Origin of the sequence: Janthinobacterium sp. (assembly GCF_031995485.1) — a bacterium.
GTDB lineage: Bacteria > Pseudomonadota > Gammaproteobacteria > Burkholderiales > Burkholderiaceae_D > Janthinobacterium.
Map to the genome: position 1 here is coordinate 1 of NZ_DAMAGB010000066.1, position 19,586 is coordinate 19,586.

Annotated in this window: 17 protein-coding genes and 1 tRNA gene; 6 read left to right on the forward strand and 12 right to left on the reverse strand. The window is 62.0% G+C overall.

Annotated elements, in window-relative coordinates:
* The 8 genes from RTQ46_RS25380 to RTQ46_RS25415 form a co-directional block, all read right to left on the reverse strand.
* Positions 1-1,422 (reverse strand): xanthine dehydrogenase family protein molybdopterin-binding subunit (locus RTQ46_RS25380; RefSeq protein ID WP_312440374.1); only part of this gene is annotated, 1,422 nt, incomplete at its 3' end.
* A gap of 46 nt (positions 1,423-1,468) precedes the next feature.
* The gene (locus tag RTQ46_RS25385; protein ID WP_312440375.1) at positions 1,469-2,806 is read right to left on the reverse strand and encodes a c-type cytochrome; all 1,338 of its coding nucleotides are present in this window, start codon (positions 2,804-2,806) and stop codon (positions 1,469-1,471) included.
* A complete protein-coding gene (locus tag RTQ46_RS25390; protein ID WP_312440376.1) occupies positions 2,803-3,264 on the reverse strand; it encodes a 2Fe-2S iron-sulfur cluster-binding protein in 462 nt (153 codons plus the stop codon). Before RTQ46_RS25390 ends, RTQ46_RS25385 begins: the two co-directional genes overlap by 4 nt.
* 266 nt (positions 3,265-3,530) lie before the next feature.
* Positions 3,531-4,751, reverse strand: a complete 1,221-nt coding sequence (locus RTQ46_RS25395; protein WP_312440377.1) for an MFS transporter — start codon at positions 4,749-4,751, stop codon at positions 3,531-3,533.
* Complete coding sequence (locus RTQ46_RS25400; RefSeq protein ID WP_312440378.1) at positions 4,738-5,895, reverse strand: alkene reductase; 1,158 nt, start codon at positions 5,893-5,895, stop codon at positions 4,738-4,740. Before RTQ46_RS25400 ends, RTQ46_RS25395 begins: the two co-directional genes overlap by 14 nt.
* A gap of 92 nt (positions 5,896-5,987) precedes the next feature.
* Entirely contained in the window at positions 5,988-6,503 is a 516-nt protein-coding gene (locus RTQ46_RS25405; RefSeq protein ID WP_312440379.1) for a nuclear transport factor 2 family protein, read from the reverse strand.
* Positions 6,504-6,519: 16 nt separating this feature from the next.
* Entirely contained in the window at positions 6,520-7,353 is an 834-nt protein-coding gene (locus RTQ46_RS25410) for an SDR family NAD(P)-dependent oxidoreductase (RefSeq protein WP_312440380.1), read from the reverse strand.
* Complete coding sequence (locus RTQ46_RS25415) at positions 7,350-8,249, reverse strand: NAD-dependent epimerase/dehydratase family protein (RefSeq protein ID WP_312440382.1); 900 nt, start codon at positions 8,247-8,249, stop codon at positions 7,350-7,352. Before RTQ46_RS25415 ends, RTQ46_RS25410 begins: the two co-directional genes overlap by 4 nt.
* 241 nt (positions 8,250-8,490) lie before the next feature.
* Between RTQ46_RS25415 and RTQ46_RS25420 the strand changes: the two genes are divergently transcribed.
* The 6 genes from RTQ46_RS25420 (at position 8,491) to RTQ46_RS25445 (ending at position 14,585) form a co-directional block, all read left to right on the forward strand.
* Positions 8,491-9,390, forward strand: coding sequence for a LysR family transcriptional regulator (locus RTQ46_RS25420; protein WP_312440383.1), 900 nt, complete (start codon positions 8,491-8,493; stop codon positions 9,388-9,390).
* Positions 9,391-9,524: 134 nt separating this feature from the next.
* Positions 9,525-9,989, forward strand: a complete 465-nt coding sequence (locus RTQ46_RS25425; RefSeq protein WP_312440384.1) for a MarR family transcriptional regulator — start codon at positions 9,525-9,527, stop codon at positions 9,987-9,989.
* A 29-nt stretch (positions 9,990-10,018) separates the two neighbouring features.
* A complete protein-coding gene (locus RTQ46_RS25430; RefSeq protein WP_312440385.1) occupies positions 10,019-12,028 on the forward strand; it encodes an FUSC family protein in 2,010 nt (669 codons plus the stop codon).
* Positions 12,025-12,234, forward strand: coding sequence for a DUF1656 domain-containing protein (locus RTQ46_RS25435; RefSeq protein WP_312440386.1), 210 nt, complete (start codon positions 12,025-12,027; stop codon positions 12,232-12,234). The genes RTQ46_RS25430 and RTQ46_RS25435 overlap by 4 nt, the downstream gene beginning before the upstream one ends.
* A 1-nt stretch (position 12,235) precedes the next feature.
* Entirely contained in the window at positions 12,236-13,114 is an 879-nt protein-coding gene (locus RTQ46_RS25440; RefSeq protein WP_312440387.1) for an HlyD family secretion protein, read from the forward strand.
* Between the two features lie 13 nt (positions 13,115-13,127).
* Positions 13,128-14,585: an efflux transporter outer membrane subunit gene (locus tag RTQ46_RS25445; protein ID WP_312440388.1), complete on the forward strand. Its 1,458-nt coding sequence runs from the start codon at positions 13,128-13,130 to the stop codon at positions 14,583-14,585.
* 371 nt (positions 14,586-14,956) lie between these two features.
* Here the strand turns inward: RTQ46_RS25445 and RTQ46_RS25450 are convergent.
* The 4 genes from RTQ46_RS25450 to fdhE all read right to left on the reverse strand — a co-directional run bounded on the left by RTQ46_RS25450 (position 14,957) and on the right by fdhE (position 19,493).
* Positions 14,957-15,052 (reverse strand) — tRNA-Sec (locus RTQ46_RS25450).
* A 12-nt stretch (positions 15,053-15,064) separates the two neighbouring features.
* Positions 15,065-17,020, reverse strand: coding sequence for a selenocysteine-specific translation elongation factor (gene selB, locus RTQ46_RS25455; protein ID WP_312440389.1), 1,956 nt, complete (start codon positions 17,018-17,020; stop codon positions 15,065-15,067).
* Positions 17,017-18,429: an L-seryl-tRNA(Sec) selenium transferase gene (selA, locus tag RTQ46_RS25460; protein ID WP_312440390.1), complete on the reverse strand. Its 1,413-nt coding sequence runs from the start codon at positions 18,427-18,429 to the stop codon at positions 17,017-17,019. The genes selB and selA overlap by 4 nt, the downstream gene beginning before the upstream one ends.
* On the reverse strand, positions 18,426-19,493 hold the full coding sequence (fdhE, locus tag RTQ46_RS25465; RefSeq protein ID WP_312440391.1) for a formate dehydrogenase accessory protein FdhE: 1,068 nt from the start codon (positions 19,491-19,493) through the stop codon (positions 18,426-18,428). Before fdhE ends, selA begins: the two co-directional genes overlap by 4 nt.
* Positions 19,494-19,586 lie beyond the last annotated feature (93 nt).

The following is a 19,586-nucleotide window of genomic DNA, read 5'->3' on the forward strand; positions in this document are numbered from 1 at the left end:
CTCCATCGCCGTGCCGAAAGTGAAGGACTGGGCGGCGATGGTGTCGCTCCAGGCGACGATGTGACCGTCGCGTATCGCACCGCGCAACCGGTGATACACGATGGGGCGATAAAAGCCGCCCCGAATGTCGTCCTCGCGCGTCCACACCACCTTGAGTGGTCGATTCGGGCCGATCGCCTGGGCCGCTTCGACCATCTGCGCAACCACATCGTTGCCCATATCGATGCGGCGCCCAAAACTCCCTCCAGACAACAAGGTCTCCAGTTCGACCTGTTCAATCGGGATATCCATCAATTTCGCAATCTGCATTTGGTCCAGCGTCTGAATCTGACTTCCAAACCGCGCCTTGACCCGCTTGCCATCCCACTCGATATAGCCATCCAGTGGCTCCATGGGAGCGTGCGCCAGATAAGGAAAACTGAACTGCGCTTCGTGAACGTGATCTGCGCCGGCGAGTGCAGCTTGTGCGTCGCCGCTGGAGGCGGCCAACAGGCCAGGTGCGGCAGCGAGCTGGTGGAGGCGAGCAAACAGCTCGACACTGCCGCGCATCTCCGCGGCAGTGTCATCCCACTCGGTGCGCAGCAGCGCACGCGCGGAAAGCGCGGCCCAGGTATTGAGCGCATACACCGCCACGCCGCTGCGGATCGCCTTGACCGCGACCACGCCTTCAACCGCGCGTGCCGCGGCGCCGTCAAACGACTTAAGACGACCACCGAAACGCGGAGCCCGCGCGACCACCACCGTCAGCATGCCCGGGGCGTGGATGTCCATGGTGTACAAGGTGGTTCCATTTACTTTGCCAGGCACATCAAGGCGCGGCACCGGGTCGGTCCGGCCAATCAGCGTGAAAGCGGATGCAGGCTTGAGCCGCACTGTGCCGCTAATCGGCAACGCGGACGCCTCGGCGACTAATGCGCCGAAGCTGCAATGACGCGCCGAGGCCAGATGCCGGACCACTCCCCGCTGAATGGAAATTTCCGCTGCCGGCACACGCCAGCGCCGTGCGGCCGCCTGAACCAGTGCAGCGCGGGCAGTTGCGCCTGCCTTGCGCATCTGCTCATACGAATTGGCCATCGCGCTGGACGCGCCAGTGCCTTGCATGGGACCAAATTCCAGGTTGTTGTATAACTTTGTGTTGGCCGGTGCCTGCACCGCCCGCATTTGCGACCAATCGGCGTCGAGCTCCTCGGCGACCAGCGTCGTCAGGCCGGTGAGTGGCCCCTGCCCCATTTCACTATGTTTCACCGTCACGGTAACGGTGTCGTCGACGTCGATACGTACGAACGCGTTCGGCTTGAGCGAGATTGCAACGGGCACTACGCGCTTGGCGGCGCCGGCGGTCGGTAAATAGAAGCCGATCACCATGCCGCCAACGGCTTTCAGCACACGACGGCGCGCGGGAGATATTTCTCGATTGTCCATTTTTTATTCCTGGTAAAGGTTGTGCTGCCGGAGTTGCTTGCCCGCGTTAAGGATGGCGTTGGGCAGCCACCTGCCTGGCGCTAACCTCTCCCTGCCGCGCGCCAAACTGCCTGATTGTGTAATTTGCCAGGGCGGCGATGTCTGCGTCGCCAAGGGTGCCGAAAGAAGGCATGCGCTGCGACTGGCCGCCGATGGCCAGCCCGCTGCCGCTCAAGATGACTTGTACGAGGCTGTGCCCGTGCGGATCATTCACGGTGCGGCTACCGGCGAGGGCCGCATAATCGCTTTGCCGTCCGGCGCCATTCCATTGATGGCAACCGGCGCAGGTTGCGGCGAACAGACGCTTTCCGTGCTCTCCGTCAGGCGCGACCGAACTGGCCGGTATCACGGCGGTGGATGCAGCGGCCGGTGCCGGCTGCAAGGCGACTTCGGTTCCCGGCTGACCGGCCTGCGCCGGCGTCGCGCGCAGGTAGACCACCAGCGAGGCGATATCAACGGGGGCAAGATACTGCAGACTATGCTCGACAACTTCCGCCATCGGGCCAACGGCCGAGCTTCGCCCCTCCGCATGGCCTTTCGAAAGAAAATCTGTCAGTTGCTGCTCGCTCCACGCACCCACGCCATACCGCATGTCGGAGGAGCTGTTGTAGGCCATCCATCCCTGTACCGGTGCGCCAGCCAATCCTTGTTTGAGTTTCAGACCAAACCCGATATTGCGCGGCGTATGACACTCTGAGCAATGGCCCAGTGCGGTGGCCAGGTAAGCGCCACGGTTCCAGGTCAAGCCCTTTTCCGGCGCCGGTTCAAAACGGTGGTCCTGGAAAAAAGCCATGTTCCACAACGCCAAACCCCAACGCTGGTTAAACGGGAAGCTCAGTTCCAGCGGTGCGGCGGGCGCCGACACCGGTTTGAGGCTGAACAGATACGCCTTTATGGCAAGTACATCATTCCGGCTCATGCCCGTGTACGAGGTGTAAGGCATGGCGGGATACAGATGGCCGCGTGGCGCCACGCCCTGGCGTACCGCTTTGACAAATTCATCGTCGCTCCACGCGCCAATGCCAGTCAACCGGTCCGGCGTGATATTGCTCGACCGGATAACGCCAAACGGCAATGTGAATGCCAGCCCGCCGGCAAACTCCTCGCCGCCGGGTATCGTGTGGCAGGCGATGCAATCGGCAGCGCGAGCGAGGTAGGCACCGCGCGCCAGCAACCCAGTCACGCTGGCGGGTGTTCCGGCAACTGGTGCATCTGGCTCCGGCCCCTTCGGCATCCATGCCATATATGCCATCGCCGCCGCCATTGCCAGCATTACAAGCAAGGCCAGCCAGCCGGCCTTGCGCGCCAGGCGAAAGTTACCTTTCTTGCCAGCGGTCGGGCTCATTTAGCCAGCTCCTTTGCTGCCGCATGAATGGCGGCCCGTATCCGGACGTAGGTTGCGCAGCGACAGAGGTTGCCTGACATGGCGGCGTCGATGTCGGCGTCATTGGGGCGGGATTGCTCGCTCAGCAGCGCAGTGGCTGACATAATCTGACCCGACTGACAATAGCCGCACTGCGGCACTTGCAAGCGGACCCATGCCTGTTGCACGGTGTGACCGACCCGGGTTTCACCGATCGCCTCAACGGTGGTAACTTCGGCGGTGCCGACAGCGGACAGTGGCAGCTGACAAGCGCGGACAGCGCGGCCGTCCAGGTGCACCGTGCAAGCACCGCACAAGGCAATGCCGCACCCGAATTTGGTGCCGTTCAAACCAGCCACGTCTCGCAGGTACCACAGCAGTGGCATGTGTGGATCGCCGTTGTAGCTGAGTTGCTTTCCATTGATCTTTAATAACATCATGTATCCTTTTAAATTTCAGGGGGACCCAGAGTGCAATTCCCACCCGTAGCGCAACCGGAACGACAGACCGCCCGACTGTCAGAGCACGCTTTCTGCGCAGCCAGCGTTAAGCTTGGCAATCAGGACCGTTGGCACTGTTTCCATGGTAGGCACCCGGCTTTCGGCCAACAAGATGGATTTTTTGGAATCAATGTCCAGGCAGATGGACACGCAGAACCACGGTCGCTGCTCTGATTGCCATTGGTCGCCCATGTCCGCATACGCCGTCAATACCGAAGCGACGATGCGCGAAACGCCTGTCGTGATGCGTATCGTCCATACAGGAGGACTTTCAACACCACTGTTACCAAGGCGAGAATGGCAAATACGGCACCGCATAAAAAAGCACCGCGCATGCCGGCCCGTGCGAACGCGAGACCACCCAGGGACGAACCCGCCATGACTCCAGCGTTCGCGGCAGTCAGGAAGAGGCTGGTGGCAAAATCCTGCGCTGTGGCGGTGACCGAGCGCAGCCACGCCTGGCCGGATACCATGCCACAGCAGTGCACGACACCCCACAGCAGCAGCAGCAAGCCAGTTGCCAGCAGCGACGACCCCGTCCAGCAAGAAAGCACCAGGTAGAGCAGCAGAACAATCCACGGAAGCGCCAGTACGGTTGCCACCAGATGCCGGTCCAGGAAGCGCCCGATCACGAGGTTCGCGCCCACGCCGCCGATGCCGAAAAGAGACAGCATCAGACTGCTGTGCGTCCCATCCAGACCAAGTTGTCGCTGCAGATAGATTGCCGCATAGCTGAAAACGGAAAACAGGGCAGTCGTCATCAGCACCGCCGCCGCACCGTTCAACCACAACGTAGGCGCTTTCAGGATTGACAACTGTTGCCCCACGCTCAGTGCCCGCGGTGGCGCGCTTGCCGGCAGCTTGACGAGAATGCATACGCCTGCCAGCAACGAAACGGCCGTACAGAACAGGAATGCCGTCTGATAGGAAAACGTCGTCGCAATGGCACCCATCACTGGGACGCCCACCACCATGCCGACCGTGCTGCCGATGACAGCACGCGATACCGCATAGGCGCTGCGTTCAGGCGGATAGAGCGCGATAGTTGTGCTGATCGCCGCGCTATAAAACATCGGATGAAACAGCGCGGCGAGTACCCGCAGCGCCAGCAACAGGCGAAAGTCGGTCACCACAGCGGAAAGCAGTGTTGACAATGCGAACATGAACAGCGCTGTTACCAGGACCCGCTTGTGCGCCAGCCGTGACGAGTACAGAACCAGCAACGGGCCGCACAGCGCCACCGCCAGCGCAAACACGCCCATCAGCAGTGCGGCGGTCGGTGCCGCAATCTGAAACTGGGTACTGATCTGCGGCAGCATGCCGACGACACCGAACTCCAGCGTGTACAGTCCGAACAAACCCAGAATGATGAACGGGACCGCGCCTCTCGGCGCGGCGCCAGGTACTGTTTGATCAGCACTTTTCATCAGGGCTACCTGTATCGGCTTTTGTCTCGCTGACATACACCGGATAATCGATGTAACCCTTCGCACCGCCGCCATAAAAAGTGGCCCGGTCGGCCGGGGCCAGTGGCCAGCCATGTTCGAAACGCGCCACCAGGTCCGGATTGGAGATGAACGGTTCGCCAAATGCCGCCAGGTCAATGACGCCGTCTGCGATCAACTGGTTCGCGCGCTCTCGTGTCAGTCCGCCAGCGACGATGATGGCGCCGGTGTGGAACGAGTCCCGTAATTTTTCCAGCAGTCTGGGAAAATGTGCGTTTGCCGGCAGGATGGCGTCTTCCAGTCGGAATCCGGACTGGTCCATCAGGTGGACATACGCGATTTTCCGTTCAGCCAGTTCCCGTCCCAGTTCAAGATAGGTGTGCTCGGCGTCGGCGTAGGCTGGCATATCAAACAACTCACCGAATGGCGAAAACCGGATGCCGACCCGATTTGCTCCTATCCGGGCGGCCACTGCGTCCACTGTCTCGAGCAAAAAGCGCATCCGGTTCGCCAGAGGCGTCGCGGAATATTGATCACTGCGGTCATTGACGGCCGGATTGAGGAACTGTTCAAATATGTAGCCACCGGCACCGTGCAGTTCAACGCCGTCGAAACCGGCTTCGATGGCATTTGCAGCCGCCGTGACAAAATCGCCGATCAGACGTGCGATTTCTTCTGTGCTCAACTGGCGCGGCACGGAGGTGGGCACAAATGCCGGTTTGCCAGATTGGTCATAGCCAAATGCCAAAGCGCCCCGCGCCACCTTGCTGCTTGCGCTGACAGGTGCCGCCCCGTCGGACTGGATCGAGGTATGCGACACGCGCCCCACGTGCCATAGCTGGGCAAAGATCAGTCCACCAGCCTGATGCACTGCGTCCGTACTCTTGCGCCAGCCGGCAAGCTGTTCAGGCGTGTAAATTCCGGGATTGAATAAATAGCCCTGGCCCTCACGCGAAATGGGGCTACCTTCTGAAATGATCAGGCCGGCGGTGGCACGTTGCCCGTAATAGACGGCTGTCATATCGTTGGCGACATCGTCCGTAGCGCGCGAACGCGTCAGCGGCGCCATCACGACGCGGTTGCGCAGGCGCAAGCCGCCCAGATTGTAAGATTCCAACAATTTCATGGTGTTTTTCCTGAAGAGTGAGCTGGCGTGACAACGCATGCCTGCGCCAGCAAGTGAACTTGATGCCTGATGCGAAATGACGTTAAGGCGGATTACGACGCGACGAGCGAGTCGACCACTTCGATGCCGGCGACCGGCACCCAGTTGGCCAGTGGTGTCAGGAAGTGCATGTCGAATTCACGTTCGACGAATGCCCAGCGGCCATCGCGGCGCTCGAATTGGTCGTGGTACAGGCCACTGATTTGTACCTGCCCCATGCTCACATGGGTGCACAGGCAGTCGACCGCGACAGTCGCCGATGCCCGCTCACCATCGAGGTCGATGATCGCGTTTGCCATCCAGTGGTGCATATGGGGCATCGAAGCCCAGTTCGTCTTTGCCGACTCCATGATCGGCTCGATACCGGAAAAGTCGCCGAAGGCCGCTCCCAGCGAGAGGCGTGCGTCATCGTGCCAGATGCTGCGCAACAGGGCCGCGTCGCGCCGGTCGAACGCCTGCGCATAGCTGGCAATCAAGCGTTCGATGGCGATCCGGCTTTCCAGTGCATCGAGGCGGGCGACGATATCCTGTGGGTTGGTTGCTTGCTGCTGTGGCGAATTCTTAGTCATGGTTTGCTTTCTTCGGTTATTGAAAATCGGTGGATTGCGACAGGTGGCGCCATTGATTTACTTCGGCTGCAACGAACGCGAGTTTGTTGTCGACGACCGTCAACGCGTCCGCCCCCGCGACGAAGCGCAATGGCGGCACCCGCTCACGGGCGAGCAGAACCAGCGCCTCGCCCAGCTTGTCCGGGTCGCCTGCCTGCTGATGGTTACGCGCCTCAAACACGGCGGCAGCGCGGGTTCGGAAATCGGCGTAATCGGCGATACTGCCGCTGCCCAGCTTCAGCATTCGGCTATCGAGAAAATCGGTACGGAACGCACCTGGCTCGACGATCGTCAGCTGGATGCCGAAGCCGGCGATTTCCTGTGCCAGCGACTCCGAAAAACCTTCGATGGCGAATTTGCTCGATGAGTACATCGAAGCGCCGGCCACACCTTTGAAGCCGCCATTCGACGACATATTGATGACATGGCCGGCACGCCGTTTTCGCATGGCCGGCAGCACTGCGCGGGTGACGTTGAAGGTACCAAACACATTGGTGGCGAATTGCCGTTCAATGGCCTCGGCTTCAATTTCTTCGAACGGACCGAACTGGCCATAGCCGGCATTATTGACAAGCACATCAATACGACCGAAGCGTGCCAACGCTGCCGCTACCGCCGAAGCTGCCTGCAGCGGGTCGCGGATATCGAGTGCCACCGTCAGCACATGTTCGACATTTTCCGAATAAACCGCCGCCAGCCTTTCTTCGTCAATGTCGGTGGCGACGACGAGATCACCGGCCGCCAACGCTGCGCGGGCAATACCGGCACCTATCCCGCCGGCGCTGCCGGTGATAAACCAGACCTGGTTCATACTGGCATCTCCTGTTCAATCCACGCCAATGCAGAACTGTGGCGTGGCGCCCAGCCGAGTTCGCGCCGCGCCCGCTTCGCGCGCACGCGGCTGTTTGTTCCAAAGGTAAAGAAGGCATGCATTTCGCCCCAGTCTTTGGCAGCCTCCTCGGCCGGCAGGAACTGCACCGGGCCAAGCGCCATCCGGCGCGCGATTGCCGCGCCAATGTCGGCAAACGAGTCTTCACCGTTTTCGATAAAATAGAAGGCGCCGGTCGGGGCTTTTTCGACGGCCAGCAGGAACAGCTCGGCGACGTCGTCGATGTGCACATTCGACCAGCGATTGACACCCGTGCCGACAATCCGTACCACGCCCGATTCGCGGGCGCGGTTAACCAGAAACGGAATCTGGAAACTGACCGGCGTCAGGCCGGTGCCGGTGCCATAGATATTGCTTGGACAAATGACTACGCCACGGATACCTTCGAGACCGGCTCCTAAAACGCGCAGGTCGACATCGCGACGAGGCTGCTTGGCGGGGTCAACGACCAGTGGCGTATCTTCGTCAAAGATGGCGTCGTTCACCCGCAGACCGCGTGCATCGTCGCCGATCACGCTGGAGCCGCTGGTGTGCAGCAGCGGCTTTCCGGAATCGCGCAAACCTTCAATCAACGACTCAATGGCGCCCGCGTGATCGCTGTTGGCCATGTTGATCACACCATCGGACATGCGTGCCTCGCGCACGAGCAGATCGTGGTCGTCCAGGCCGCCGAGGACCGGCGTGATGCCCAGGGCGGTAAGCTGTGCCGCCTTGGCACTGTCACGCACCAGACCGCGCACACCATGACCTGCGGCGAGCAAGCGAAGGGCAACACTGCCGCCAACGAAGCCTGTGGCACCTGTAATGAAAAGATTCATAAATACTCCTAGTAAAGTTGCACGCACTGAGCGCGCTTGGTTGATACCTGATCTGAGCGGGCAACAGCTCGACGCGTGTTGACATTCCATCCGTAATCGCGGCCCGAGGTATGGGCGGCCTATCAGGTGACGACGCCGCCTACCCTCCGACAGGTGCACGATAACTTGGATACCGCAAGAGATTAAGTAGGTTAGACTTCCGCACAAACCGGACAATCCGTCCGCATGAGGAGATCTCGTCATGGATAGTTTTGCCATCAATGTATTTGTGCACGTGGCTGACACGCGCAGTTTTGTCGGCGCCGGGCGGGCCGTGGGCGTGTCCGCATCGGGAATCGGAAAGAGCATCACCCGGCTTGAGCAGACACTCGGTGTGCGGCTGTTCCACCGCAGCACACGCAGCGTGACACTGACGGCTGAAGGCGAAATGTTCTTGGAGCGCGCGCGGCGTATCAGGGAAGAGTTCGACGCAGCGCAGGCCGAACTGTCGCAAACGACGCGCGTGCCAACTGGCCGGCTACGCATCGGCTTGCCGATGATCAGTGAACCGTTCCTTCTGACGCTGGCCGCGTTTCAGAAACGGTACCCCGAAGTGGAACTGGATCTGGATTTCGACAACCGCCATGTGGATGTCATCGATGAAGGGTACGACGCCGTGATCCGCAGCGGCAGCATCGACGACTCGCGCCTGACCTCGCGCACGCTGGGCACGTTCCAAATGTGGCTGGTGGGCGCGCCAGAATATTTCGCGCGGCGCGGGACCCCGCGGCATCCAAGCGAACTGTTGGAACACGACTGTATCCAGTTCCGCATGCCAAACACCGGTCGGCTGCAAACGTGGCAGTTGCGCCGCGAAGCAGACGAGCCGGCGTTGAACCTGAGCCGGCGCATCATCTGCAACACCAATGAAGCACGTCGCTGCTTTGCGCTCGAAGGCGTGGGAATCGCCTATATGTCCGACCATACGGTTCAAGATGCGCTGGAAACTGGCGCGCTGGTTCGGGTACTGGACCAGTACACCTTCGAACAGAACACCTTTCGCTTATTGTGGCCATCGGGCAAACACATGACGCCCAAGTTGCGCGCCTTCATCGATTTCGTCAGCGAGCACGTACCTCTTCGAAGAGAAGACCGGTACTGAAAATTCAGTTGGATGCCGGTGTTACACACCGCCAGTACGCGTGAGCATCACGGTCTGCCTTCGTAAAAAAAATTATCCAGAATTTACTTCGCATGCTAACATTACGCATCAGAATTAAATAGGGATGGACCGGCATGAAGAAGTATGACAAGACACTGATGACGCTCACCGTCACCCTGAACCACGTGGGCCGGGCATACAAAAGCGCAGTCGACGAACTGACGGCGGAGCTCGATTTGTCGCATGCGACAGCATGGCCGATCATCATGATTGCCCGTTTCGGGAACGGCGTCCGCGCGGGTCTTCTGGCGGAGGCAATGGGTATCGAACCCTCTTCGCTGGTCCGGCTCATCGACCAGTTGTCGGCCGCAGGTTTAGTCCTGCGCCATAACGATCATGAGGACCGTCGGGCAAAACTCTTGTCTTTGACGAGCGATGGGACGGAAATGGCGCAGCGTGCGGAACAAGCGATTGCCAAGCTGCGCCGCGATCTCTTCAGCGACATCCCGCAGGCTGATGTGGAGGTCTGCCTCGATGTGTTGACCAGGCTCGACGCCGTGCTGGCGGAGCGAAGCACCCGGCTTGGTCAGTCCGAATAGCGATGAGGAGGACTTCCTCGAGCGAGTTGATGTTCTCGCTGAAATGCTTTATCAGTTCGATGCTCGCGCTTTACATCGCGTTTTCCGCCGGCCTGCCTCGGCCGTTCTGGGCCTGGTTCACGGCATATGTCATTGCGGCCCCTTTTTCCGGGGCTGTGCGCTCCAAGGCGGTTTATCGTCTCGGCGGGACCATCATGGGAGCTGGCGCCACTGTCTTGATCGTGCCGCGCCTGGCGAATGCGCCGGAGTTGATGTCCCTGGCGCTGGCGGGATGGGTCGGGATTTGCCTGTACATTTCGCTACTGGACAGGACACCTCGCTCTTATGTTTTTATGCTTGCAGGGTACACCGCGAGTGTGATCGGCTTTGGCTCCGTCTCAGACCCGTCAACGGTCTTTGATACAGGCCTGGCACGTGTAGAAGAGATTGCTATCGGTATCCTGGCGACAGCCCTCATACATTCACTTGTTTTTCCTAAAAGTGTAGGCCCGGCACTGCTGGTCCGGCTCGACAGAGCGCTCGATGACGCCCGACAGTGGCTGCTGCACGCTCTGCGTCCCGCCCCTTCAGAACGTGCGCAACCGGCGCACGCGAGATTGGCCTTGGCGAGCGAAATCGGTGAACTACGAATAATGGCCACGCACCTTCCCTTTGATACCTCGCACCTTCGCTGGACTGCCCGCATTGTGAGCGGACTGCATGACCGGCTGATTATTCTGGTGCCGTTACTGCTCGCTGTCGAGGATCGTCTACAAACTCTGGATGATCTGGAACCCGGCGCGCTGAACACCACGTGGAAATGGCTATTGGAGGACGTGGCGACCTGGATACAGGCTGGGAACGAGGCCGATCCCGGCCGCGCCGCGCACCTGCGTCGAATGCTGCACGAACTGACTCCGGAACTGCACCCGCACGCCACCTGGAGCGACATTTTGCACCTGAACCTGAGCCAGCGACTGGATCAGCTTATCGAAGCATTCGAGGGCGCGCTGGAGTTTCGTGGACACCTCAGTTCAGCAATGCGTGGCGCTGCTCCCGCCCTCAAGCCAGGGACACCATATCGCACGCTGCACCGCGATCACGGGATGGCTCTCCGTTCAGCGTTGGCCGCGATAATCGCCATTCTCCTGTGCTGCGCGTTCTGGATCATTACCGCATGGCCCTCGGGCGGCCAGGCGCCGACATTGGCAGCCATCTACTGCTGCGTTTTCGCGACGCAGGACGATCCGGTACCCGTCATCAAGATGTTCGTCAAGTACATGTTGCTTTCAGTACCGGTCGGCGCAGTGTATATCCTGCTGATAATGCCGGCACTGCACAGTTTTGAAATGCTGACACTGGCGCTGGCACCGATGTGCCTGGTAATCGGCATCTACATGGGACGCCCATCGACATGGGCGCAGGGCTTTGCATTTGTGATCGGCGTGGTTGGAATGCTTTCGCTACAGGATATCGGCGCGCTGGACATGACAAGCTTTACCAATGGCACGGTGGCCCAGCTATTTGGCTCAATCGCAGCCGCCGTCGTCACGGCCGCCATGCGTTCTGTGAACGGCCATTGGATGGTACGTCGCATGCTCACACACGCCCGCAGGGATATGGCGCACATGACTTTGGCGTCGACCCGGGCGCCAATCTTTTTCGCAGCTGCGCGCATGGTCGATCGCATCGGCTTGCTAATTCCACGCATGACCCTTGCGCACTTGTCACCCGAATCCCATGCCGAGGCGATCGGTGAACTGCGTGAACTGCGCGCGGGTCTCCATGTGGCCGAACTGCGGGAACAGCAGAAGGCGCTGGATCAATTCGGCGTCTCTTTGCAGCCGCTCTTCGAACAGCTGGAAATGCATTTCAAACGCAATTCATCTGGCGCATTACCAAGTTTGCTCAACCACCTCGATGCCGCATTACGCGCGGTTTGCCTTCACGCTAACGGCCAGGCAGGTTTGCTGGCCGTGACAACCCTGGCGAGCATGCGGCGAGACTTGTTTCCGCGCGCGACCGCCTATCAACCATCAACACCGGAACGGAAATCGTGATTGCTGAAATCAGTCTGTACGGACTATACGTACCCTCGCTTTTGTTGCTATGCGTCACCGCGGCCATCGTCACGCGCGTTCTGGGGCGTCTGTTCATGCGCGTCGGCCTTTACCGGCTGGTTTGGCACCCTGCCCTGTTCGAATTTGCGTTGTTTCTCATTGTTCTGAGCGGCTTGTTCCAACTTTTAAAAATCCGGGGCTACTGATATGACATTCAAAACAACCCTGCCGGCTATCGGCCGCTTTACGCTCACGATGCTGCTTGTTCTTGCTGCGGGCATGTTGTCCTGGCGCTTGTGGCAATACTATGAGGTGGAGCCATGGACCCGCGACGGCCGCGTCAAAGCCGACGTCGTACAAGTCGCACCTGATGTCACCGGACAGGTGACAGCTGTCTTGGTACACGACAATCAGGAGGTAAAAGTGGGAGAGGTGCTGTTCGAAATTGACCGCGCACGATTTGAGCTCGCGTTGCGTCAAGCCGAAGCCGCTGTCGCGGTGCAACGCCTGACCATGGAACAGGCGCAAAAAGAATCTCGCCGCAACATCGCGTTGCGCGACCTGGTGGCGGTGGAATCCCGCGAACAGGGGGTTTCCCGGGTCAACCAGGCGCGCGCTACGCTTGCACAAGCTGTGATCAACCGGGATGTGGCCAGATTGAATCTGGATCGCACCAGAGTGCTCTCTGCGGCAAACGGGAAAATAGCGAATCTGGATTTGCGCTCGGGCTCCTACGTCAACGCAGGGCATGCCGTGATGGCGATCATCGACAGCGACTCCTATTACGTCGAGGGATATTTCGAAGAGACCAAGCTGAGGGCCATCCACATCGGCGACCCGGTAACCGTACTGCCAATGGGCGACCAGGCGACGATCCATGGCCGCGTTGAGAGCCTTGCGGGAGGTATTGCCGACAGGGACCGGACCACCTCATCCAATTTACTTTCGAGTGTCAATCCGACGTTCAACTGGGTCCGGCTGGCACAGCGTATCCCGGTACGCATCAAACTCGACGTCCTGCCGTCGGCGACGCGACTGGTCGCCGGGCAGACTGTCACTGTCGATGTGCAAACAAACCATTCCTGATACGGAGCAAGCCTTGAAAACAAGAATCCTTCTGTCTTGGGCAGCGCTGGCGATATTATCGGCTTGCGGCACTGTCGGTCCAAACTACAATTTGCCACAGCAAGCGGTATTGCAGCGTCCGTCCGCCGCAGCCCAATTCCTTGGCAGTAATGACACGGCGTATACATCCGAGCCACTTCCAGCACAATGGTGGCGCTTGTATCAGGACCCGGTATTGGACGGCCTGATCCAACAGGCATTGGCAGCAAACACAGACTTGCGAGTGGCCGCTGCGAACCTGGCGCGCACCCAAGCCGTTGCTCAGGAGGTCGAAGCGGGCGGCAGGCCAGTTGTCGCTGTCAGTGCAGCCCCTTCATACGGGCGCGCTTCCGGTGCGGCGAACGGTACGACGAAGAGCATGCCGGCGGCGTGGAGTCACGACGGTGGGCTGACCGTGGCTTATCAAGCGGATATGTTCGGCAGGCTGGCGCGTGCCATGGAGTCCGCAAATGCCGACACGCAATCGGCCCAGGCTGCCGCCGACCTGGTACGCATTACGGTCGCCGCTGAAACGGCCCGCGCCTATGCCGATGCTTGCTCGGCATTGCGTCAGATGACGGTTGTTCAGCATTCGATTGACTTGCAGCAGCATTTCGTGACGCTGACGGACCGACGCATGCGCGGCGGCCGCGGGGCCGCCATCGAGGGAACCCGGGCACGCAGCCAGCTGGCCCAGCTGCAGTCCGGGCTTCCGCCGTTGCAATCCCGGCATCTCGTCGCGCACTATCGTCTCGCCGCGCTAACAGGGCTACTGCCGGCTGAAATGGACAGGCATTTACTTCAATGCCAGGCGGCGCCGCGACTGGTCTCGTCAATTCCAGTCGGTGACGGTGCGGCATTGCTGCGACGGCGCCCGGATGTCCGGCAAGCCGAACGCAACCTAGCCTCGGCCACCGCGCGTATCGGGATGGCGACAGCTGACCTGTATCCGAACATCACATTCGGCCTCGGCGCTGGTAGCGCGGGCTCACTGAGCAGTGTCGGCGCAGCGAACGCATTTCGCTGGAGCTTGGGGCCGGTGGTATCGTGGACCCTGCCATCGACCGGATCGGCTCGCAGCCGCATCATGCAGGCCGAAGCGGGAACAGACAGCGCACTGGCGCATTTCGATGGCGTAGTCATTAACGCGCTGAAGGAAGTCGAAAGCGCGATGACAGTATATGCGCATGAACTGAGCCGTAATGGGGCACTGAAAACGGCGCGCGATGAGAGCGCCCGTGCATCGGCGCAATCGCAACAGCTGTACCGCTACGGCCGCATCGATTTTCTTTCGGCGCTGGACTCTGAGCGGACGCTGGCAGCATCCGACGCCGCATTGGCAGAATCGGATGCGCAACTCACTACAGACCAAATTGCCCTGTTCCTGGCGTTAGGCGGTGGTTGGGAAGCTGCGGCGATACAAGGCAATGCGAGCAATGCTGCCGCGATGTAGTCTGCGCATCCGTGTGTGGTATCAGGGGGTTACAGCCGGCCGAACTATATATTGTCGCTGGCACATCACAAACATAGGAATCCGCGCCACAGCGTGCCGTCTGTCCGCTCGATCATTGAACAGCGAGTTGAATCTCTGCCTGCCTGATATCTTCCCGAATATCCACCCACGTTTGATGCACATGGCCTGACTCGGTACGCAGGTCGGTGGTGCGATGCTCCATGTCGTCGATACGGGTGCGGGCTATCTTTTCGTTTGCTCGCGATGATATTAGGCGGCTCCCAGCCAGCGACGCGTGGCGGCGTGCTTGGCAGCGAACCTGGCTTGAGCATGCTTCAAACTGCGTCGCGTGCGATGATCGAATTAATTAATGGCGGAAAACAGTAGGAGTCGAACCTACGGGAGAACGTCTGACGCCCTCCACCGGGTTTGAAGCCCGGCCACATCACCGGATGAGTGTGCTTTCCGCGGTGCGGGAACTAGCTGCTGGCGGCGGCTGGCGTGAATGACCACTGCGCGTTCGGGCGTAAAAGATGCCCATTGCCAACCCGGCGAGTATAACCGACCCGGTCGAAATACTCCAAGACCTGGATCGCCCGCTTGCGGCCCAGGCCGCTGGCATCGCGGAAGGTGGCGGCGCCCACGGCGCCGGAGCCTGCCGGCAAGCCCGCCTCCACTTCCGCCTGTTGCGCCAGCTGGCGCACCAGCAGCGCCAGCTCGGCCAGCGCGGCCGGATGATAGAACAGGTCGTGCACCACCTGGTTGATCTGGCCCGCCTTGGCCAGTTTGCGCAACAGCCTGCGCGTTTCCTCCTCGCCGGCACCGAATTGACGCGACAGGTCGCGGGTCCATGGCGGCTCGAAACGGCCCTGCTCCAGCGCCGCCAGCATCGGTTCCGCCATCGCCTGCTCCTCGGCCGTCAATTCCACGCTGTGGCCGGGCAAGTGCAGGCTGGCACCACGCGCCATGACGGCGCCGCCGGCCAGCAGGCCGTCGACCAGGAAACTCCACAGCGCGTCTTCCATCTCGGCGTCGACGATGCGCTTCAAGCGCCACAGTTCCGGCCCCGCTTCATCGGGGGCACGCGCATGAAAGACAGCCAGGGCAGCCAGCACGCGCTCGTGCAGCGCCGCCAGCGCCGCTGGCGCCAGCAGCAGGGCGTCGCCGCCGCGCAGGGCGATGCGGCGGGTGTCGTCCGGCAGGGCGATCACGGCGGCCGGCAGCAGCGACAGCCGCACCAGCAAGGATTCCCTCAACCCCAGCGGACTTTGCGCCAGCAGCGCCGCGTAATTGCCATGCGCGACAAAGGTGGCCAGGGCGTCGAGCCAGCTAAGGCGAACCGGACTGCGCCGCTTGCGCGCGGGGCCGAACGGATCGAGCACCATGCCGCCGCCCACCGTCTGCGTGGCTTGCGCATTGCGCACCACGAACCGGTCGCCCGGCACCGCATGCATCGGTGCGTCGAACACCAGCTGCACACGGGCCGTCTGGCCAGGCGACAAGGTATCGCCATCGATCACCACGGCGCGCGCCAGTTGGTGCGCGGCGCCCAGGTGCACATGCAGCGGCGACCAGGCTTTCAGCTGCACGCCGCTATCTGGCAGCAGCGTCAGTTCCACGTCGATGCGCTCGGAACACTGCGCCAGCTCGGGCGCGACCAGCCAGTTGCCGCGCTCGATGGCGTCGCGGCCGATGCCGGCCAGGTTCAGCGCCAGGCGCTGGCCCGCCATGCCGGCGTCCGCCGCGCGGTTCTGCGCATGGATGCTGCGCACGCGCGCTTCAAGCTCGCCGGGCACCAGCTGCAGGGTGTCGCCCACTGTCGCCGTGCCGGCCAGCGCGGTTCCGGTCACGACGGTGCCCTGCCCCGACAAGGTAAACACCCTATCCACGCCCAGGCGGAACAATCGCCGTTCGTCGCGCGCCGGCAGGCTGCGCGACACGTCTGTCAGGTGCGCCAGCAAGGCCGCCACGCCGGGATCGTTGTCAACGCTGGCGGCGGTGGGGAACACGGGGCTGCCGGTCAGCGGCGTGGCCGCCAGCAGCGCGCCAATATCACGCTCCACCTGCGCCACGCGCTCGCCATCGGCGCGGTCGATCTTGGTCAAAGCCACCGCGCCGCGCGTCACGCCCAGCAGTTGCAGAATCGCCAGGTGCTCGCGCGTCTGCGGCATCACGCCATCGTCGGCCGCCACCACCAGCAGCGCAAAGTCGATGCCGGTCACGCCCGAGGCCATGGTGCGGATGAATTTTTCATGGCCCGGCACATCGATCACGCCCAGCACCGTGCCGTCCGCCAGCGGCAGGTAGGCATAACCGAGTTCAATCGAAATGCCGCGCGCCTGCTCTTCCTTCAGGCGATCGGTATGCACGCCCGTCAGCGCGCGCGTGAGCGTGGTCTTGCCATGGTCGATATGGCCTGCGGTGCCGACGATCATGCGCGCAACTCGTTCAGTTGCGCGACAAATGCCGCCTGATGCCCGTCTTCCAGGCAGCGCAGATCGAGCCACAAGGTGTCCTGCGCAATGCGCCCGATCACGGGGCAAGGCAAGGCGCGCAGGCGCTGCTCCAGCGTGCCCAGCGGGTTGCTGGCGCGCGAGCCCGGTGCGCTGCGGATCGCCAGGCCAAAACTGGGCAACTGATCGACGGGCAAGGCGCCGCTGCCGATCTGGCTTTTCATCGCCTCGGCAGACACCATATAGGCGCTGCCCAGCACGCTCGCCAGCTGCGGCAGCAAGGCGTCGGCCTGCGCGCGCATGGCGGATGCAGGACGCGTCAGCAAACGTAAGGTGGTCAGGCGTTCGGCCAGCAGGTCCGGCGCGCGGTACAGCTGCAGCACGGGTTCGAGCGCAGCCAGGGTCAGCTTGCCGACCCGCAGCGCGCGCTTCAGGGGGTTGCGCTTGATTCTGGCGATCAGGTCGGCGCGGCCGACGATCACGCCGCATTGCGGGCCGCCGAGCAGCTTGTCGCCGCTGAAGGTGACCAGGTCGGCCCCGGCCTCGATCGTTTCGCGCACCGTGGTTTCATGCGGCAGGCCATATTGCGCCAGGTCGACCAGGGTGCCGCTGCCCAGGTCGACAGCGGTTGGAATCGCATGTTTGGCGGCCAGCGGCACCAGCTCATCGAGTTCCACGCTTTTGGTAAAGCCGGTGATCGCGTAATTGCTGCAATGGACCTTCATCAGCAGGCCGGTATGTTCGTTGATGCCGTTCGCGTAATCGTGGGGATGGGTGCGGTTGGTGCTGCCCACTTCGCGCAGCACGGCGCCGGCGCGCGTCATCACGTCGGGAATGCGGAAGGCGCCGCCGATTTCCACCAGCTCGCCGCGCGAGACGATCACTTCTTTTCCCTGCGCCAGGGTGTTCAGCATCAGCAGCACGGCGGCCGCGTTGTTGTTGACGATGGTGGCCGCTTCGGCACCCGTCAGTTCGCGCAGCAGTTCCTCGACCAGGTCGTCGCGGTCGCCGCGCTTGCCCGTCTCCAGGTCGAATTCCAGGTTCATCGGCCACTGCAGCGCTTCCACCACGGCCTGCACGGCGCTGTCCGGCAGCAACGCGCGGCCCAGGTTCGTGTGCAGCACGGTGCCGGTCAGGTTGAAGACGCTGCGCAAGTGCGAGCGCGCTTGCGATTGCAGCCGTTCAGCCATCTGCGCCACGACCGAGGCGATCGAGGCGCCCTCTTCGCACACGGCTCCCGCCAGCATGGCGGCGCGCAGTTCGGCCAGCACGGCGCGCGCGCAGGCCAGCGTCTGCACGCGGCCGTACTGCGCGGTCAAGCCCAGGCAAGCCGTGTCGCCCAGGATGCGGTCTACCGACGGCAGGCGCACGGTTTGCCCGGCGGCCGTCATGCTGGCTGGCCCTCGCCGCCGTCGCTTTTCCCCAGCCACAGCAGCGGATTGCCGCTGGCGCGCTGGTAGCCCGCTTCGCCGACCAGCAGATCAAGCATCAGGCTGGCCAGGTCGTCGGCCAGCGGCTCGACGTTGTAATCGTGCTCCTGGTTGAAGACCTTGCGGTAGGTATGGCAGTCGTCGCAGGTCTCCGCGCGCGCCACCTTTTTCGGGTCATTCGCCTTGTTGGCCAGCTTGTCGTCCTTGGCCGTGACCGGGTCGAACGGCGCCGCGTCCTTGGCATCCAGGCCCTGGTAGGCGATCTTGCCGTTCTGTTCGCAGGTCGAGCACTTTACGCGGACCATATGCCATTCGCTTTCGCAGATGCCGCAGTGCAGATAGCGATAACCCTGCGACTGGCCGCCGATGCGGATCACGCTGGCGACCGGATGCGAGCCGCAGACAGGACACAGCGCGCCTGTTTCCAGGTCCGGCACGCGCGTGGCGCGCAGCTGGCTCGCTGACGTCGACCACAGGATCTGCAGCGCGGCGGCGACAAACGGCGCGTGCATAGGGTTCAGGTGGTCGCCGTTTTCATCGAGCACGGCGTCGGCGCAGGCGTCCAGCGCCACGTCGTCCAGCGCGCGCAGCTGCGCCAGCACCTGCGTGAGGCCGGCGGACAGCGCCGGCTGGGCGGTGGCGGTGGCGGCCAGTTCGCTCAGCAGGTCACGGAAGATATCGCGCCAGACGGGCGGACGCGCGCCGCTGACCGGCAGCACCGGCATGCGGTGCTGGACCGCGCGGCGCAGCGCATCGGCGTCGGCCACCGGCACGGCGCCAGGCGCCAGTTTTGCCACCACCGCCGCCTGCGCATCGGCCAGCGCGGCCATCAGCACCAGGTAGCCCTGCATGCCGGCGTCGACCGGGATACCCTTGATCTTGCCCTGCGCCAGTTCGCGCAAGCGCAGCGCGCGCGCGGTAAACAGGCTGGTGGGCTGCGGCAGCAGCAGGCGCGGAATCGCGTTGTGGTCCAGGCCTTCGATTTCGCCCGGCTGAAGAATTCGTTGTACCAATGGAGTTCCCATCAAAAAAAGCAAGGCAGAGCCAACGGATAATGGCTATGCCGTAAAGTATTTTAATCGATAAAAAGAACGGGGCCAGTCCGTTGCGACTGACCC

Bases quoted from the DNA above. Each gene is read 5' to 3' on its own strand.
- RTQ46_RS25385 (WP_312440375.1), bottom strand. From the start codon at position 2,806: ATGAGCCCGACCGCTGGCAAGAAAGGTAACTTTCGCCTGGCGCGCAAG.
- RTQ46_RS25390 (WP_312440376.1), bottom strand. From the start codon at position 3,264: ATGATGTTATTAAAGATCAATGGAAAGCAACTCAGCTACAACGGCGAT.
- RTQ46_RS25395 (WP_312440377.1), bottom strand. From the start codon at position 4,751: ATGAAAAGTGCTGATCAAACAGTACCTGGCGCCGCGCCGAGAGGCGCG.
- RTQ46_RS25400 (WP_312440378.1), bottom strand. From the start codon at position 5,895: ATGAAATTGTTGGAATCTTACAATCTGGGCGGCTTGCGCCTGCGCAAC.
- RTQ46_RS25405 (WP_312440379.1), bottom strand. From the start codon at position 6,503: ATGACTAAGAATTCGCCACAGCAGCAAGCAACCAACCCACAGGATATC.
- RTQ46_RS25410 (WP_312440380.1), bottom strand. From the start codon at position 7,353: ATGAACCAGGTCTGGTTTATCACCGGCAGCGCCGGCGGGATAGGTGCC.
- RTQ46_RS25415 (WP_312440382.1), bottom strand. From the start codon at position 8,249: ATGAATCTTTTCATTACAGGTGCCACAGGCTTCGTTGGCGGCAGTGTT.
- RTQ46_RS25420 (WP_312440383.1), top strand. From the start codon at position 8,491: ATGGATAGTTTTGCCATCAATGTATTTGTGCACGTGGCTGACACGCGC.
- RTQ46_RS25425 (WP_312440384.1), top strand. From the start codon at position 9,525: ATGAAGAAGTATGACAAGACACTGATGACGCTCACCGTCACCCTGAAC.
- RTQ46_RS25430 (WP_312440385.1), top strand. From the start codon at position 10,019: ATGTTCTCGCTGAAATGCTTTATCAGTTCGATGCTCGCGCTTTACATC.
- RTQ46_RS25440 (WP_312440387.1), top strand. From the start codon at position 12,236: ATGACATTCAAAACAACCCTGCCGGCTATCGGCCGCTTTACGCTCACG.
- selB (WP_312440389.1), bottom strand. From the start codon at position 17,020: ATGATCGTCGGCACCGCAGGCCATATCGACCATGGCAAGACCACGCTC.
- selA (WP_312440390.1), bottom strand. From the start codon at position 18,429: ATGACGGCCGCCGGGCAAACCGTGCGCCTGCCGTCGGTAGACCGCATC.
- fdhE (WP_312440391.1), bottom strand. From the start codon at position 19,493: ATGGGAACTCCATTGGTACAACGAATTCTTCAGCCGGGCGAAATCGAA.